This window comes from Natronococcus pandeyae, assembly GCF_008122205.1.
GTDB classification, from domain to species: domain Archaea; phylum Halobacteriota; class Halobacteria; order Halobacteriales; family Natrialbaceae; genus Natronococcus; species Natronococcus pandeyae.
Window position 1 is genome coordinate 44338 of record NZ_PHNJ01000003.1, and the last position, 14447, is coordinate 58784.

At 65.2% G+C, this 14447-nt stretch carries 16 protein-coding genes; 3 read left to right on the forward strand and 13 right to left on the reverse strand.

From position 1 onward, the window contains the following. Positions 1–39: 39 nt before the first annotated feature. The 3 genes from CV102_RS06890 to CV102_RS06900 all read right to left on the reverse strand — a co-directional run bounded on the left by CV102_RS06890 (position 40) and on the right by CV102_RS06900 (position 2686). Complete coding sequence (locus tag CV102_RS06890; RefSeq protein ID WP_148857162.1) at positions 40–435, reverse strand: Rid family detoxifying hydrolase; 396 nt, start codon at positions 433–435, stop codon at positions 40–42. 16 nt (positions 436–451) lie between these two features. Then, positions 452–1834, reverse strand: coding sequence for an aspartate aminotransferase family protein (locus tag CV102_RS06895; RefSeq protein WP_148857163.1), 1383 nt, complete (start codon positions 1832–1834; stop codon positions 452–454). Positions 1835–2140: 306 nt separating this feature from the next. After that, positions 2141–2686, reverse strand: a complete 546-nt coding sequence (locus tag CV102_RS06900; protein WP_148857164.1) for a CDP-2,3-bis-(O-geranylgeranyl)-sn-glycerol synthase — start codon at positions 2684–2686, stop codon at positions 2141–2143. Between the two features lie 118 nt (positions 2687–2804). Between CV102_RS06900 and CV102_RS06905 the strand changes: the two genes are divergently transcribed. Together CV102_RS06905 and CV102_RS06910 are read left to right on the forward strand one after the other, a co-directional pair. Next, positions 2805–3641: a proline dehydrogenase family protein gene (locus CV102_RS06905; RefSeq protein WP_148857165.1), complete on the forward strand. Its 837-nt coding sequence runs from the start codon at positions 2805–2807 to the stop codon at positions 3639–3641. Positions 3642–3680: 39 nt separating this feature from the next. Further along, complete coding sequence (locus CV102_RS06910; RefSeq protein WP_148857166.1) at positions 3681–4406, forward strand: DUF502 domain-containing protein; 726 nt, start codon at positions 3681–3683, stop codon at positions 4404–4406. A 266-nt stretch (positions 4407–4672) separates the two neighbouring features. On the opposite strand, the gene CV102_RS06915 is transcribed toward CV102_RS06910, so the two are convergent. The 6 genes from CV102_RS06915 to CV102_RS06940 form a co-directional block, all read right to left on the reverse strand. Continuing rightward, positions 4673–5152, reverse strand: a complete 480-nt coding sequence (locus CV102_RS06915; protein WP_148857167.1) for an acyltransferase — start codon at positions 5150–5152, stop codon at positions 4673–4675. Between the two features lie 68 nt (positions 5153–5220). Then, positions 5221–5664 (reverse strand): hypothetical protein, encoded by a 444-nt coding sequence (locus tag CV102_RS06920; RefSeq protein ID WP_148857168.1) that lies wholly within the window; start codon positions 5662–5664, stop codon positions 5221–5223. 123 nt (positions 5665–5787) lie between these two features. Then, the gene (locus CV102_RS06925) at positions 5788–6717 is read right to left on the reverse strand and encodes a branched-chain amino acid transaminase (protein WP_148857169.1); all 930 of its coding nucleotides are present in this window, start codon (positions 6715–6717) and stop codon (positions 5788–5790) included. Positions 6718–6805: 88 nt separating this feature from the next. After that, positions 6806–8839, reverse strand: coding sequence for a copper resistance CopC/CopD family protein (locus CV102_RS06930; RefSeq protein WP_148857170.1), 2034 nt, complete (start codon positions 8837–8839; stop codon positions 6806–6808). Between the two features lie 3 nt (positions 8840–8842). Beyond that, positions 8843–10102, reverse strand: a complete 1260-nt coding sequence (locus tag CV102_RS06935; protein WP_148857171.1) for a YncE family protein — start codon at positions 10100–10102, stop codon at positions 8843–8845. 174 nt (positions 10103–10276) lie between these two features. Then, positions 10277–10804, reverse strand: a complete 528-nt coding sequence (locus CV102_RS06940) for a winged helix-turn-helix transcriptional regulator (RefSeq protein ID WP_148857172.1) — start codon at positions 10802–10804, stop codon at positions 10277–10279. A gap of 158 nt (positions 10805–10962) precedes the next feature. On the opposite strand from CV102_RS06940, the gene CV102_RS06945 reads away from it, so the two are divergent. Beyond that, on the forward strand, positions 10963–11313 hold the full coding sequence (locus CV102_RS06945) for a DUF7471 family protein (RefSeq protein ID WP_148857173.1): 351 nt from the start codon (positions 10963–10965) through the stop codon (positions 11311–11313). A 9-nt stretch (positions 11314–11322) separates the two neighbouring features. Here CV102_RS06945 and ribB read toward each other — a convergent pair whose 3' ends face one another. The 4 genes from ribB to CV102_RS06965 form a co-directional block, all read right to left on the reverse strand. After that, the gene (gene ribB / locus CV102_RS06950) at positions 11323–12024 is read right to left on the reverse strand and encodes a 3,4-dihydroxy-2-butanone-4-phosphate synthase (RefSeq protein WP_148857174.1); all 702 of its coding nucleotides are present in this window, start codon (positions 12022–12024) and stop codon (positions 11323–11325) included. Further along, positions 12021–12728, reverse strand: coding sequence for a DUF120 domain-containing protein (locus tag CV102_RS06955; protein WP_148857175.1), 708 nt, complete (start codon positions 12726–12728; stop codon positions 12021–12023). Before CV102_RS06955 ends, ribB begins: the two co-directional genes overlap by 4 nt. A gap of 222 nt (positions 12729–12950) precedes the next feature. Further along, the gene (twy1, locus tag CV102_RS06960; RefSeq protein ID WP_148857176.1) at positions 12951–13964 is read right to left on the reverse strand and encodes a 4-demethylwyosine synthase TYW1; all 1014 of its coding nucleotides are present in this window, start codon (positions 13962–13964) and stop codon (positions 12951–12953) included. 60 nt (positions 13965–14024) lie between these two features. Continuing rightward, complete coding sequence (locus tag CV102_RS06965; protein ID WP_148857177.1) at positions 14025–14330, reverse strand: hypothetical protein; 306 nt, start codon at positions 14328–14330, stop codon at positions 14025–14027. Positions 14331–14447 lie beyond the last annotated feature (117 nt).

The window sequence follows — 14447 nt, forward strand, 5'->3', positions numbered from 1 at the left end:
GACATACTCTCGAGACGAACGAGGGGAACCTGACGTCGGTTACTGCGCTCCGAGATACGCGGTAGCGTCCATCTCGACGCGGACGTCCTCGGGCAGCCGCGAAACCTCCACGCAGACCCTGGCCGGCGGTTCGTCGCCGAACTGCGCGCCGTAGGCCTCGTTGACGCGCTCGTAGTCTGCGAGGTCGGTGAGGTAGACGGTGACCTTCACGACGTCCGCGAGGCCGTCGCCGCCGGCCTCGTCGACGACCGCGGCGATATTCTCGAGGACGCGTTCCGTCTGGTCCTCGATGTCGCCCTCGACGGCCTCGCCGCTCTCGGGGTCGACCGGGCCGTAGCCGGAGACGTAGAGGGTCTCCCCGGCGCGGACGCCCTGCGAGTACGGGTTGTCGTTGCTCGGTGCGCCGTCGGTGCTGATGGGCGTTTTGTCTGACATGGTCGAGTCGCGGCGATCAGGCGGTCTGTTGCATCTCTGCCGTCACGTGCTCGATCGCGTCGGCGACGACGTCGAGCGCCGTCTCCGCGAGGTCCTCCGTGAGCACGAGCGGTGGCAGGAGTCGAAGAACGTTACCGTGTCGGCCGGCCGTCCAGACGAGCACGCCGTGTTCGAAGCAGTACTGCTGGACGGCGTCGACGAAGTCGCTGTCCGGAGCGCCGTCGGCGTCGACGAACTCGGCGCCGATGAACAGTCCTCGTCCGCGGACCTCACCGATGTGGTCGTTCCCGTCGGCGACCTCACGGAGACGGTCGCGGATGGACGATCCGAGTTCGCGGGCGTGTGCCAGCAGATCGTGCTCCTGGATGTACTCGATGGTGCGGGTTCCGGCCCGCATCGCGACGACGTGTCCGCGGTAGGTGCCGGCGTGATCGCCCGAGCCCCACGTGTCGAGGTCCTCGTGGTAGATCGTCGCCGAGAGCGGGAAGCCGACGCCGCCCAGCGCCTTCGCCGAGGTCATTACGTCCGGCGTGACGCCCTCCCAGTCGTTGGCCCACCACTCGCCGGTGCGGCCGAGACCGCTCTGTATCTCGTCGAAGACGAGGACGATATCGTTGTCGTCGGCGATGTCGCGCAGCCCCTGCAGGAAGCCTTCTGGTGGCGTGATGACGCCGCCTTCGCCCTGGATCGGCTCGACGAAGATGCCGGCCGGGTTCGCGAGGCCGCCGTAGGGATCCTCGACGATCGCCCGGACCTCCTCTAACGCGTGATCGACCGCCTCCTGGGGCGCCTTTTCCTGACGGAACGGGTCCGGATACGGCGCGTGGACGACGTCGGAGAGCAGCGGCGAGTAGTGCTCTTTGAAGCTCTTGTTGCCGGTGAGACTCATCGCACCGGTCGTCGCGCCGTGGTAGGCGCCACGGAACGCGATCAGACCGTCGCCGCCGGTGTTGTACTTTGCGAGCTTGATCGAGGCCTCGATCGCGTCGCTACCGGTGGGACCGCCGAAGACAACCTTCTGGTTCCCCTGCAGACCCGCGGGTGCGATCTCGTCTAGCTTCTCGATCAGTTCGAGTCGGGCCTCCGTCGGGAAGTCGACCGTGTGGACGAGCTTATCGGCCTGCTCGTGGACGGCCTCGAGGACGTACGGGTTCGCGTGACCGACGTTGAGCACGCCGATGCCGGCGAACATGTCGATGTAGGTGTTCCCGTCGACGTCGCGGACCGTCGCACCCGATCCCTCCTCGAAGGCGACCGGGATATCCTCGGGGTACGCGACCGCACTGCTGTCGATCTCGCGCTGTTTCTCGAGCAGTTCCCGCGACTGCGGACCGGGAACGGTGTCGACGTTCGGTGCATCCTCGTAGTGTAGCTCGTCGATGGGTGGGCCTGCCGTCATACGTAAGGCCAGGTGAAACAGTGATAAATAGTTTATTCACAGTAATCATATAGGACGTACACAAAAACTGATTCCGTAGTCGATTTCGAGGTCGAAGATCGGACTCTTAGTACACAATAACCGTGTCCGGGCGATCGGTGTCGGTCGCCGCGGAATCGGCTCACGATCGACCGCCCTTCCGTGTTGGATGACCAGTTGCCACGACGGTGACCGTCTCGAGGATTGCTCGACGAGTACGACGAGCGTCGCAGCTGGACTGACGAGGGAATCGTTCCGGAGGAGCAGCTTCGGGCCTGACGCCGCCGGCTACCAGGGTTCGTTCTTCAGGCCGAGCTGATAGGCGATCATGTTAGTCGTCACATGGAGAATCGGCGTGAGGACGATGACGACCGCGATGACGCCCCACGTGAAGACCTCGAAGAACCACTCGGTCGCGAGCAGCGCCGTCAGCGGGAGCGAGACGACGACGAAGTCGAGCTGGTCGAGGCCGGGGAACATCGCGCCGCGCTGGCGACCGGTCCGACGCTTGAGGAACGAGGCCAGGATGTCGCCGAGCATCGCCCCGGCTGCGAGTCCGATCGCCGCCGGGAGCACGAACGTCGGCACGTCGAATCCGAGCGCTGCGCTCACGTCGTCCGCGAGGAGGTTCAGGACGCCGGCGAGACCCATCCCGGCGAGGATCCCTGCGACCGTCCCGCGCCAGGTCTTCCCGTCGCCGAGTACTCGCTTCTTCCCCCACGTCCGACCGCCGTCGATCGGCCGGCCGCCCCCGGCCAGAACCGCGGCGTTGTTGGGAACGTAGGCGGGCAACATCGCCCAGAAGGCGACGACGATCGTCTCGAGTACTGCCATATGCGGCGGAATGGGCCGGCGTGTCTTAACCTGCGGTGGTTCGCGGTCGTCGAATCGGTGGGCGTCGTCCACAGGATAGAGCACTACATCCATATAAGTGGAGACATATCACTCAGATATGATTCCGCCAATCGCGAGCCGGTTCGTCGCGGGGGAGGAACCGGCGGAGGCGCTCGACCACGTTCGACAGCTGAACGATCGCGACGTCAAGGCGATCGTGAATCTGCTCGGTGAGCACTACGACGACCGCGAGCCGGCACACGCCGACGCCGTGGAGTACCAGGAACTCGCCGAAGACATCGCTCGATCGGACCTCGAGGCCTGCATCTCCGTCAAACCCTCCCAGATCGGCCTCGACCTGGGCGAGGACGTCTTCCGGGAGGAACTCACCGAGATCGTCGAGACGGCCGCCGACCACGGCGTCTTCGTCTGGATCGACATGGAAGACCACACGACGACCGACGCGACGCTCGACGCGTTCGAGGACCTCGCGCGGGAGCATAACGGAGGGGTCGGTGTCTGCGTCCAGGCGAACCTCAAACGCACCCGCGATGACGTGAAACGGCTCGCCGACGTGCCCGGAAAGGTCCGGTTCGTCAAGGGTGCGTACGACGAACCCGACGAAATCGCCTACAAGGGGAAAGAGACCGTCAACAAGGAGTACGAGGCGTTGCTCGAGTACGCCTTCGAGCACTTCGAGGACGGGATCGCGGTCGGCAGCCACGATCCGGCGATGATCGACCACGCGATTTCCCTCCACGAGGAGCACGGCACCGACTTCGAGATCCAGATGCTCATGGGCGTGCGCGACGACGCGCAGTACGACCTCGCCGACGAGTACGAGGTCTGGCAGTACGTCCCCTACGGCGGCCGCTGGAAATCCTACTTCTACCGGCGTGCGATGGAGCGCAAGGAGAACCTCTGGTTCGCCGTTCGGGCGATCATCGGCCGCTAAAGGAAAGGGCTCATTAGCCCCTAGTGTGAGTTGGAGTACATGGCTTCGTGGAAGCGGGATTTCGCGAGTGGGCTGATCGTCCTCGGGCCCATCCTCGTGACGCTTTACGTCATCTACTGGCTCTACGGACTCGTCGCCGGGATCACGCCCGGTCTGATCCTCGACGAGGCAGCCCTCCGGCCGCTCATCTCGGGTGACGGCCCACAGGCCCAGCAGACACGCGAACAGATCGCACAGTTCCTCCGGGTTGTCGTCGCGCTGACCGTCTTCATCATCCTCACGTTCTCTGTGGGCTATCTCATGCGAACGACCGTCGGCGGTCTGGTCGAACGACTCGTCGACAACGTCGCCAACCGCGTTCCGGTGATTCGGGTCGTCTACAACGCGTCGAAGATGGCGGCCGAAACCGCCTTCGGCGAACAGGACTCGCTTCAGACGCCGGTCAAACTCGAGACCTGGGACGGACTCCGGATGACGGCGTTCAAAACGGGCAAAGTAACCGAAGACGGCCGTGAGGTGCTCTTCCTGCCGACGTCGCCGAACATCACCACCGGGTTCGTCATCGAGGTCGAGTCCGACCGGATCACCGAACTCGACGAGGACGTCGAAGACGCCCTCACCCGCGTGCTGAGCGCAGGGTTCGGCGACTCGAACCGCAACCGCGGCATGGACGCGGGCGTCTCCATCGACGTCGTCGACGAGGCGACGGCCGACGGCGGCGAGAAAGACACGGGAAGAGGGAAGGCGGACGCGGACGACGACTAACACCAACCTTTTACGCTGCGGTCTTGCGCGTTCGCGACGGAATCCCGTCGCGAACGCGCCGTCCCTCGGTAAAAGGTTGATCAACAGCGCTCCTCCCTCCACTCCGTTTCGGGTCGGTCGTCGGCCCGCTCGCAGCCGACGGCTGCTCGCGGCGGATTTCGGTGAGCGGCCTGCCCTCCCCCGGGTTGCGGGCTCACCGTATTACGGCGAGCCCGCGTCCGGCCGAAGATCGCTTACGTGGCCGCTTCGATAGCTGTGTACGGGAGTTATCGATTCATCCACTCGTGTAGGTCCACGATCTCTTGGACGGGTGGCGAGCCAAGGACGATTTTCCCGGGACCGACATCCCGCGAAACGGTCGCTCCCGCTGCAACGACCGTCCGTTCGCCGATCTCGATACCAGGCGCGAGGACGGCACCGGCCCCGACGAAGACTCGCTCGTGGAGGACGATCCGCTCGAAAACGTCGTTTCGGAACTCCATCCCCCGTTCGCTCAGTTCGTGGGTAACGCCGACGACGCTACAGTTCGGACCGATCTGCACGTTGGGTCCGATTTCCGCGTTCTCGATGTACGTCCCCGCGTTGACGTCGACCTGGTCGCTGATACGGGACTTTTTGATGGAACTCCGTTCGTAAACCCGGCATCCGTCGCCGAGTTCGGAATCGTGAATGGTCACGTGTTCTCGGATCTCCGCCTGGCCGACGCTGGAGTCGACCACTCTCGCGGAGTCGTCGATAGACGGCATACGTTCGAACGGACTCGAGCCCACTTCAACCCTCTCGCAAAAACGCGATCACAGAGGCGCCGACGGCGTCAGTCGTCGGTCGTAACCTCGAGCACCATCTCGTCGCCGTCGCGCAGCGTGTACTCGGTCGGCTCGACGTCGTCGCCGTCGACGGTGAACGTCATCTCCGTGCCCGCGTCACCCTCGTCGTAGGTCGTTCCGTCGTGCTCGAGGACGTGGTCGCCGTCCTCGGTCGCGAACGCGAAGTGCGGCAGCAGATCGATCGCTTCCGCGAACGTGACGCGTTCTTCGCCCTCCATGAACCACTCGTCGGTTCCCTCGTGGAGGTGGAAGTCGATCGAGTGGTTCTCGGCGTGCTCAGCCTGGTACCGGTCTTCGGAGAGGTCGACCGGGGAGTCGTCGATCACGATTTCGATGTCACCGCGTTCGTCGATCCGATCGTCATCGTCGGAGAGACAGCCGGCGAGGAGCGCGAGACTCGAGGCACCGAGGATGACCGCTCGTCGTTTCATATACGCCTGCAGGAAGCTGCCGATTCAAAGGGTTCTGGTTTCCCTCTCGAAAGCGGGAAACGACCACTGTTCGTGCCGAACGCAGCAGAGTCCACCCGAGTTGTGCCCCGAGTGAGTGAAACCCTATTTGTAGGTAAACCACTCGTCGTACTCGTCGGTGCGGCGCTCGACGACCTCGAAGAACTTCGACTGGATCTCCTCGGTGACGGGGCCGCGCGAGCCGTCGGCGATGACGACGTTGTCGACTTTCCGAATCGGGGTGACCTCGGCCGCCGAACCCGTAAAGAACAGTTCGTCGGCGGTGTTGAGTTCGCCCCGCGAGATCGAGACGTTGTCGTGGACCGTGTAGCCCAGGTCCTCTGCGAGCGTGATCGCGGTGTCGCGGGTGATGCCGTCGAGGATCGACTCGGAGAGGCCGGGCGTGTAGATCTCGCCGTCGCGCACGAGGAAGATGTTCTCGCCGGGTCCCTCAGCGACGTGACCCTCCTTGTTCAGCACGATCGCTTCGGCGTAGCCGTTGCGGCGAGCCTCCTCGCCGGCGAGCATGCTGTTGACGTAGAGGCCGGTCGTCTTCGCGTTCGTCGGGATCTGACTCGAGGAGTGCTTGCGCCACGAGGAGACCATCACGTCGATACCGTTCTCGAGGGCGTCCTCGCCGAGGTAGGTCCCCCACGGCCAGGCGGCGATCGCGGTCCTGGTGGGACAGTCGCCGGGGCTCACGCCGAGACTGTCGTAGCCGTAGAAGGCGATCGGGCGGATGTAACAGGAGGAGAGGTCCTGGCGCTCGAGGAGTTCGAGCGTCGCCTCGGTGAGTTCCTCGGCCGTGTGGCCGATCTCCATCTCGTACGGCTTCGCTGACTGATAGAACCGCTCCAGGTGTTCTTCCCAGCGGAAGATCGCGGGTCCTTCTTCGGTCTCGTAACAGCGCGCACCCTCGAAGATGCCGCTGCCGTAGTGGAGTCCGTGGGTGAGCACGTGGATCTGTGCCTCGTCCCAGTCGACGAACTCCCCGTCCATCCAGATCGTGTCGACGTCCATCTCGTCGAAGCCCATGGACGGTGGGACGAAGCCCTTCGTAATGAACGTTCGCGATTGTCACGATCAAACTCGGATACGAGAACCCGGTCGAGGTGTCCGTCGCCTACTCGTCGCGTTCGCGGACTCGGATCGATTCGACCGTGGCGGCGACGGTGCCGACGACTGCAACCGCGACGGCGCCGAACTGCAACAGCGTCGCGAAGGCGGTATCGGGGCTCGAATCGGGGTCGTGATCGTGGTCCGCGTGGTCGTCGTGCTCGTGGTCGGCACCGTCATCGTGATCGGCACCGTCGTCGTGCTCGTGATCGCCGTGGCCGTCCGCCGAAACGGCGGTCGCATCGATCCACTCGCTCACGTACGACCCGTCGGGAGCGCCGGTTACGCGAAGCTCCCAGTGGCCTTCGTCGGGAAGGGGCTGGACCGTCGCGTACGTGCCGTCGTCGTGGGCCTCGAGTTCGACTTCCATCTCCGTTCCGTCCTCGCTGCTCGCCAGCAGCCGGACGGGTTGGTCTGATTCGACCGGCTCACCGTCGTCGAGGAACGCGACCTCGAAGACGATCGGCTCGCCCGCCTCGAGCGTGAACGACTCGTTCGTCGCGTCGGCGACCGGGAGCGCCGTCACCTCGACGAGCACGTCGTCGTACTCGTACTCGATCGTCGCCTCGGCGGCCTCGTCGTCGACGCCCGCGACCGCGGCCGTCGGCGCGGACGTGAGCACCGCCGAGAGGAACAGGACGACGACCAGGAGTGCAACCTCGAGTCGCACGGCTCGAGCGATCCGCGAGACCGTCGGGGGGTCGTCGCCTCCGTCGAATCCGCCGTCCGTACTCGCCGGCCGTGCGGCGCCGGTCGGTCCGCCAGACCGGGCCGATTCGAGCCGACGCAGGAGGACGAACCGGGTGATGCCGCCGAGCGCGAGCGCGGCGGCGACGAGGACCAGTTTTGCGACCAGAGTCAGCCCGTAGAACGTGTCCGTGAGACCGTCGGCGGTCGGGACGTGCCACGACGCGAGGACGAGTCCCGTCGTCACGACGAGGGTGACGCCGACGAGCGCGAGGATCGAGTATCGACGGATCGTGCGCTCGAGGAACACGGATCGGTCGTCGGCGTCGGCCGCTCGAACGTGTGGAACGACGACGAACGCGAGGACGGCCAGTCCGCCGATCCAGAGACCGGCCCCGACGATGTGGACGAAGTCGACGACCGTTCCCTGCAGTCGATCGATCGCGGTCGCCGAGTGACTCGTCCACGCGATCGTTCCCGCGACGGCGAGCGACCCGACGAACGTTCCGACGAGCGACCGGCGACGGGGGAGACGGCCGCGAGCCATCGCTACCACGAGTCCTCCGAGCGCGAGGCCGAGGACGGACTGGACGAGCCAGGCCCGGCCGAGCGGCGTCTTCGCGAACTGGGCGACCGTCTCGACGGAGAGCGGTCCCAGTGCCGTGCTCCGAGCGAGTCCGAGGACGAGCGCACCGACGAGCGCGAGTCCCGCAGCGCCAGCGAGAAGTTGCGTGAGACGGCGGTCGATCGCCTCCCGCCGCTCCGCGCGAGCGAAAACGGGGCCGACCGCGAGGGTAGCGATCGCCGGAATCCCGATCAAGCCGACGACGCCGACGAGCAGTAGCGACTTCGCCCCCGCCTCGATCGGCGAGACGGATTCGTCCGTTTCGTCCTCGTCGTAGGCTTCGAGGACCGCGTCGCGGTCGAGCGGCTCGTCGCCGACGGCGAAGAAGAACGAGCCTGACGTGGTGTGACCGTCGTCGGCGAGCACCTCCCAGTCGACGGTGTACATCCCGTCCTCGCCGTCCGCGTCGTCGATCGGGACGCGAACGATCTGCGTGTCGTCGGGGTCGATCTCCGGTTCGCCCGAGACGGCGTCACCGTCCGGACCCTCGACGGTGACGTCGGCGTTGACGACGCCGTCGCCCGAGAAGTAGAGCGTGACCTCGTCGGGCGGCGAGTCGACCTGCTCGCCGTTCGCCGGGTCCGATTCGCTCAGGTAGGCGTGGGCCGCAACCGGCGTCGCCACCAGCGCGATCGCGAGGCCGGCGACGACGAGACATGCGAGTATCGCCGCGAGAAGCGACCGACGAGGGGCCGAATTGCGTCCATCGAGCGACGATCTCGCGCTCATCGGTCAGCGGAGTCTGCTGGAGTAGCCGACGCCCGAGTCACCGACGTACTGTACCGTGTCGACGCCCTCCTCGACCTCGACGTGGGCGGCGACCTCCTGTTCTTCCATGTCGAGGATCGCGACGATCCCGTCGGCGTCGGCCGGACTGATGAAGTAGCCGCCGCCCTCGACGCCGGACCGGTGGAGAAACGGCGCGTCCTCGGGGCGAACGATGTCGCCGATGTCGAGCGTCTCGAGGATCTCGAGTTCCTCGACGTCGATGACGGACGCCTGGTCGGTCTGTGTGTGTGCAGTATAGGCGTACAGCGTGCCGTCCTCGCTCTCGTGATAGCGGAGCGCGTCTGGACCTTCGTCGACCTCGACGATGCCGAGTTCGTCGCTGTCTTCGCTCGTCACGTCGAGGAACCGAATACTGTTCCCGTCGAGGACGCCCAGTACCTCCTCGTCGGGAGAGAGGTACATCCCGCCCGAAAAGTCGAGTGTGTCGACGACTTCGTCCGTCTCGGTGTCGACGACGGGTGTCTCGTCGCCGTGCTCGAAGTAGGCGAGGCCCGTTTCGGGGGCGTAGGCCTTGTAGTGGGTCCCCTCCTCTTCGTTCTCGAACTCGATGAAATCGCTCCGTTCGTAGCTCTCGAGGTCGATCACCGGCGCGCCGGGGTCGTTGACGTTCGTCGCGTAGCCCATCGAGCCGAGGTCCTCGTGGTACAGGAGTTTTCCGTGGCCCTCGTTCTCGAGGCCCGACTCGACGATCTCCGTGACCTCGTGGGAGTCAGTGTCGACGACGTAGAAGGTCCCTTCCTCGTCGCTGTGGGCCCACATCTCGTCGTCGTTCGGGTGGTACATGTGCGTCGCATCCGGTCCGATATCGACCTCGTCGACGATCTCTCGGGCGCCGGTGTCGATGACGAGAACTTGCGACGGCGACTCCCGGATGACGTAGATCTCGCTGTAGTCGGCCGTAATCCGCGGATCGCCCCACCCCTCGTCGTCGAGTCCGTCGGTGATTTCGTCGACGACCTCGCCCGCTTCGGGATCGATGACCGCGATCGTGTTCGGAGCGAAGGCGTAGACGAGTCCCTCGCTATCCCCGCCGTCGGTTTCGTCGCCTCCACCGTCGTCGTTCCCGTTGTGCTCGTGATCGTCGTGCTCGTGGTCGTCGCCCTCACTGCCGTCGCCGTTGTCATCGGCACACCCGGCGACGCTGACGACGAAACCGCTGCCCAGCACCTGTACGAAACGCCGTCGTTTGACGGGTCGGTCCATACGCCGCTCTCTCTTCCTGAAAATATTCTTGCTTCTGGTTCAAACGTCGAAATTATGGTTCAAACGTCGAAACGAGTTGTCGCTGTGACGACCGGTTCTCGACGGTTCACGTCGACTGTTTCCAGCGTAGAGAAGGACGGCCGATCACGCCCTTAGGTCGGGGACCGACACAGGTCACCGCGACTCGACACCGCCGTCGAGCAGACCGTCGACGAGTCGGGTGAACCGGTCGAGCAGCCGGTCGGGGACCGTGGGTTCGACCGTCGACAGCAACTCACCCGTCAGCCCTGGATTCGCCAGGCGGAGGGTAACGCGGTTCCGCTCGTCGTATTTTTTCTCGACGATGTCCCGTTCGACCAGTCGGTCGAGGTGATACTCGAGCGTGCTCCGAGCGATCTCGAGCGCGTCGGCGATCTCGCTGGGCCCCGTCGGCTCGTGTTCGATCAGGTAGACGACGATCTCGCGGGCGGTTTCGCGCCGGAACAACGCCAGCATGGCCTGTTCCTGCTCGTCGTACTCGGGGGGATAGTAGTGGGTCCGGCCGTAGAACTCGCGGCGGACGAGTTCGTCGTCGGCGATCAGTCGACGGACGTGGTACTGAATCTGTCCGGGCGCGAACGCGGACTCTCTGACGAGTTCGTTGAAGTGAATGCCGGCGTTGGCGTAGACGTGCGTTCTGATCTGGCGTTTCGTATCGGTCATTTGAATCGTGGGGAGATCCGACGCAGTCGCTACTGCTGGCTAGGGCCGTCGTTTTGATAACGGCTTTCGTTCGTTCTCACGGGGTGGGAACGGAGAGTTCGGCCGGTTCCGTGATCGAAGCACATAGGTGACACTCTCCCCGAAGTAGAGTCGCGGCAATGCAGCACACGAATCCGTTCGACGTCGGATGGGTGGATCCACAGCTGACCCCCGTCCTCCTCGCCGTGATCGTCCTGGCAGCGGCGGGTACGACGGTGCTGTTCTGTATCGGGATCGTCGCGTACTCCCGGCGACAGTCGATGCGGTACCTGCTGATTACGGTCGCGCTCGGCCTGCTGATGGTGCGCTCGGTGGTCGGACTCGGGACGGTCTTCGGACTGGTGCCCATGACGATCCACCACCTCGTCGAACACGGCGCCGATTTCACGATCGCCGTTCTGATTCTCTACGCGGTGTATCGAAGCGGTCCGGGCGCCGAGCAGACGACGCTCGAGAGCGACGGTGACTGAAAAGAGCGGTCACCCGAGTCGCTCGAGGACGTCCCGCCCCTCGAGGTAGACCAGGTCGTGCCGGTTGGCGTACGCGCGGGCGTCGACTGGGGTGAGCGCCTCGCCGGTTTCGTCGTCGAGCATCTCACAGACGACGACGGCGGGCTGGAGGTCGGCCGCTCCCGCGAGCGCGAGGCCGAGTTCGGTGTGGCCCTCGCGCTGGCCGAGCAGACCGGGTGCGGCTTTCAACAGGTGAACGTGCCCGGGAACGCGAAACTCGTCGGCGAACGTCGTTTCCTGGGGTTCGGCGGCGGCCTCGCCGAGCGCCCGAATCGTCAGCGAGCGATCGGCGTCCGTGATCCCGGTGTAGGTGTCTCGGTGGTTGACCGTCAGCGAGAACGACGAGCGCTCGTCGTAGCCGAGTTCGTGGTCGGCCGCGGCGGGGTGGTCGACTTCTTCGGTGTAGAACGGGAGATCGAACGCCTCTGCGATGTCGTGGCTCAGGGCGACGCAGACGAGTCCTCCGGCGTCGTTCCGTAGCTGGGCGACGGCCTCGGGCGTCACCGCGTCGGCGTGGTAGATGAGGTCCGTCTCGCCCTCGCGGTCGGCCGCGTCGTGGACGAGCACCGGCTCACCCGCCCGGAGCGACTCGAGTGCGCGCTCGAACGCGGTTGCGGATGCACTGCTTCCCGTCCCCGTGTTGGTGTTCGCGCTGGCGTGACGCCCGGTCATCGGCCATCACCCACGGAGACCGTGACGTGATCTCCGTCCTCGAGACCGAGCACCTCCCGAAGCTTGTCGGGGGCGATGACCTCGAGTTGGTCCTCGTCGTGGTGCGTGCGCTCGGGGGCGATGATGTGTGCCTCCTCGTAGCGCTCGCCGTCGGCCGTTTCGACCGTCGCGGAGTGACAGACCGCGGGGCCGTACGTGCGCTCGTCGTCCTCCCAGCCGTCGATCGGAACCGGCTCGAGCGAGGCGACGGCGCTGCGCCGGCGGACGCTGTCCTCGCGGAGGTCGACGTTCAGGGTACCGGGAAACGGCTCGTAGCCGAGTCGGTCGGCGAACTGGCGCCTGTATCCGGACAGCGAGATGTAGTGGCGACCCTCGCCCATCCCGCTCGTGACGGTGCCGTCGAGTTCGACCTCCGAGTCCGCCTCGAAGATGCGACGGTAGTCCTCGTACTCGGTGTGGAGCGCCCGCTCGCCGGCGTCGGTGATCGCGACCCACTGGCCGTCGCTGACCGTGTCGCGTTCGAGCAGGTCGGCGCTCTCGAGTCGCTGGAGGCGTCTCGAGGCTGTCTGGTTCGACGCGTCGAGCCGATCCGCGAGATGAGAACAGGAGATTTTGACGTCGCCTTCGAGCCCGCCCTCGAGGGCGAGCAGTTTGAGGACGGCGAGTTCGTCGTGACCGACGGCGGACTCCGCTGTCACTGGCATACCAGTGGGTTTGGTGCAGCGGGGTAAAAGCATACCGAATGTGGCATGCGTAACAAAACTGTTACGCAGTTCACCGGCGTTGTCGTCAGTGTTCGTCCATCGGCGACTCCGCGGAAAAACCCACCGGAGTTCGGAACGCTGCCCGAAGCGAGCTATAGTAACAACTGAAACGGTTTACACACCGATCGCACGGTGGCTGTGCGCTCGAGTGTGCGCTGATTCTCAGTGGTCGGCGACGAGCGGATCGTCCTCCCAGAACTCGCTGCCCTTCTTCAGTTTCGGTACCCAGGTGTCTTTCTCTTTCGAGAGGAGCGCGACGCGCGAGGCCGGAACGTCTTTCAGTTCGGTGAACTCCGGCATGTACTCCTGGACCTCCTCGGTGAACTCGACGACCCGCTCGTGGTCGGGCATCGAGGAGCGGTCGAGTCGACCCTGGGAGTGGCCGACGTGCATGTACGCCTTCAGCTCGATGAAATCGGGGTCGGCCTGCTGGTAGAAGCCGGCGTACCAGTCGGGATGGTGCATGTTCTCGCCCTCGACGAGCGTCGTTCGCAGGACGGTACGGGTCTCGTCCTTCTCGGAGAGGACCTCCATCGTCTCGAGGAGTTTCTCCCAGGCGTCGTCCTCCATGGCGCCGACGACCTGATCGAAGGTGTGGCGCTCGGCGGCGTCGACGCTGACGTAGAGCTGGGTCGGATCGCACTCTCGGAGCATTTCAGGACGGGTGCCGTTCGAGACCAGGAAGGTGGTGATGCCGCGGTCGCGGAAGGCCTCGATCAGCTCCGGCAGGTAGGGGTACAGCGTCGGTTCGCCGTCGAGCGAGATGGCGACGTGGCGGGGTTCCATCGCCTGGTCGAAGACCTCGCGCGGAACCTCCTCGTTGCCGCCGAATCCCGACAGAAGTCGCTTCTGGAGCTCGATCGAGGCGTCGACGACGGCTTCGGGATCGTCCCACTCGACGTCGCCCAGTTCGTAGGCGTGGCCCTTGTGGTCGCGCCAGCAGAAGACACAGCGCTCGTTGCACTTGACCACGGGCGTCATCTGGATGCAGCGGTGGGACTCGATCCCGTAGTAGATGTACTTGTAACACTTCCCCTCGCCGCGCAGGGCGTTCGCCGTCCAGCCGCAGGTCTGGGCCGCGGTGTGGTTCTCGCTGTGGTAGTCCGGACTCGAGACCTGTGCCGGGGCGTCGTCCTCGCCGTCGGCGTTCGTCCCGGAATCCGCGGAGTCGCTCATGTTGGCACCCGTTGGACCGGCGCGGGCAAAAGGCGTGTGGTGTCTCGTTGCTCGAGGACGCTACTTCTGGTGTGGCAGCGTCCCGGGCTCGACCGACTCGTCGCCGTCCTCGTCGTTCTCGTTCGCGATCTCCCGTTCGAACGTGTAGAGAACCAGGCCGGTGTTCGCGGTCATGATCACGCCGGTCATCGGCGCGGGCGCGAACAGGTAGAGCCCCACCCCGAGCAGAAAGGGAAGTGCCGCGATCGCGGCCCACCGCTGTGGCCGGGAGATCCCCTGCTTGATCGCGTCCCGGTGGATGAGCGCGAAGATCGCGGCCGTCCCGCTGAGGCCGAAGGCGGCGACCGCGACGTCGAGTCCGTCCATACCTGAGGGTTGGTCGGTCGATAGAAAAGGGTTCTGCGACCGACCCGATGCTGGCCCGCTTCGATTGCGTCTGCCGGTTCCCGGCATCTGGGCTCCGGCAGAAGTATCTTGTCGGTC

Bases quoted from the DNA above. Each gene is read 5' to 3' on its own strand.
- CV102_RS06890 (WP_148857162.1), bottom strand. From the start codon at position 435: ATGTCAGACAAAACGCCCATCAGCACCGACGGCGCACCGAGCAACGAC.
- CV102_RS06895 (WP_148857163.1), bottom strand. From the start codon at position 1,834: ATGACGGCAGGCCCACCCATCGACGAGCTACACTACGAGGATGCACCG.
- CV102_RS06900 (WP_148857164.1), bottom strand. From the start codon at position 2,686: ATGGCAGTACTCGAGACGATCGTCGTCGCCTTCTGGGCGATGTTGCCC.
- CV102_RS06905 (WP_148857165.1), top strand. From the start codon at position 2,805: ATGATTCCGCCAATCGCGAGCCGGTTCGTCGCGGGGGAGGAACCGGCG.
- CV102_RS06910 (WP_148857166.1), top strand. From the start codon at position 3,681: ATGGCTTCGTGGAAGCGGGATTTCGCGAGTGGGCTGATCGTCCTCGGG.
- CV102_RS06915 (WP_148857167.1), bottom strand. From the start codon at position 5,152: ATGCCGTCTATCGACGACTCCGCGAGAGTGGTCGACTCCAGCGTCGGC.
- CV102_RS06920 (WP_148857168.1), bottom strand. From the start codon at position 5,664: ATGAAACGACGAGCGGTCATCCTCGGTGCCTCGAGTCTCGCGCTCCTC.
- CV102_RS06925 (WP_148857169.1), bottom strand. From the start codon at position 6,717: ATGGGCTTCGACGAGATGGACGTCGACACGATCTGGATGGACGGGGAG.
- CV102_RS06930 (WP_148857170.1), bottom strand. From the start codon at position 8,839: ATGAGCGCGAGATCGTCGCTCGATGGACGCAATTCGGCCCCTCGTCGG.
- CV102_RS06935 (WP_148857171.1), bottom strand. From the start codon at position 10,102: ATGGACCGACCCGTCAAACGACGGCGTTTCGTACAGGTGCTGGGCAGC.
- CV102_RS06940 (WP_148857172.1), bottom strand. From the start codon at position 10,804: ATGACCGATACGAAACGCCAGATCAGAACGCACGTCTACGCCAACGCC.
- CV102_RS06945 (WP_148857173.1), top strand. From the start codon at position 10,963: ATGCAGCACACGAATCCGTTCGACGTCGGATGGGTGGATCCACAGCTG.
- ribB (WP_148857174.1), bottom strand. From the start codon at position 12,024: ATGACCGGGCGTCACGCCAGCGCGAACACCAACACGGGGACGGGAAGC.
- CV102_RS06955 (WP_148857175.1), bottom strand. From the start codon at position 12,728: ATGCCAGTGACAGCGGAGTCCGCCGTCGGTCACGACGAACTCGCCGTC.
- twy1 (WP_148857176.1), bottom strand. From the start codon at position 13,964: ATGAGCGACTCCGCGGATTCCGGGACGAACGCCGACGGCGAGGACGAC.
- CV102_RS06965 (WP_148857177.1), bottom strand. From the start codon at position 14,330: ATGGACGGACTCGACGTCGCGGTCGCCGCCTTCGGCCTCAGCGGGACG.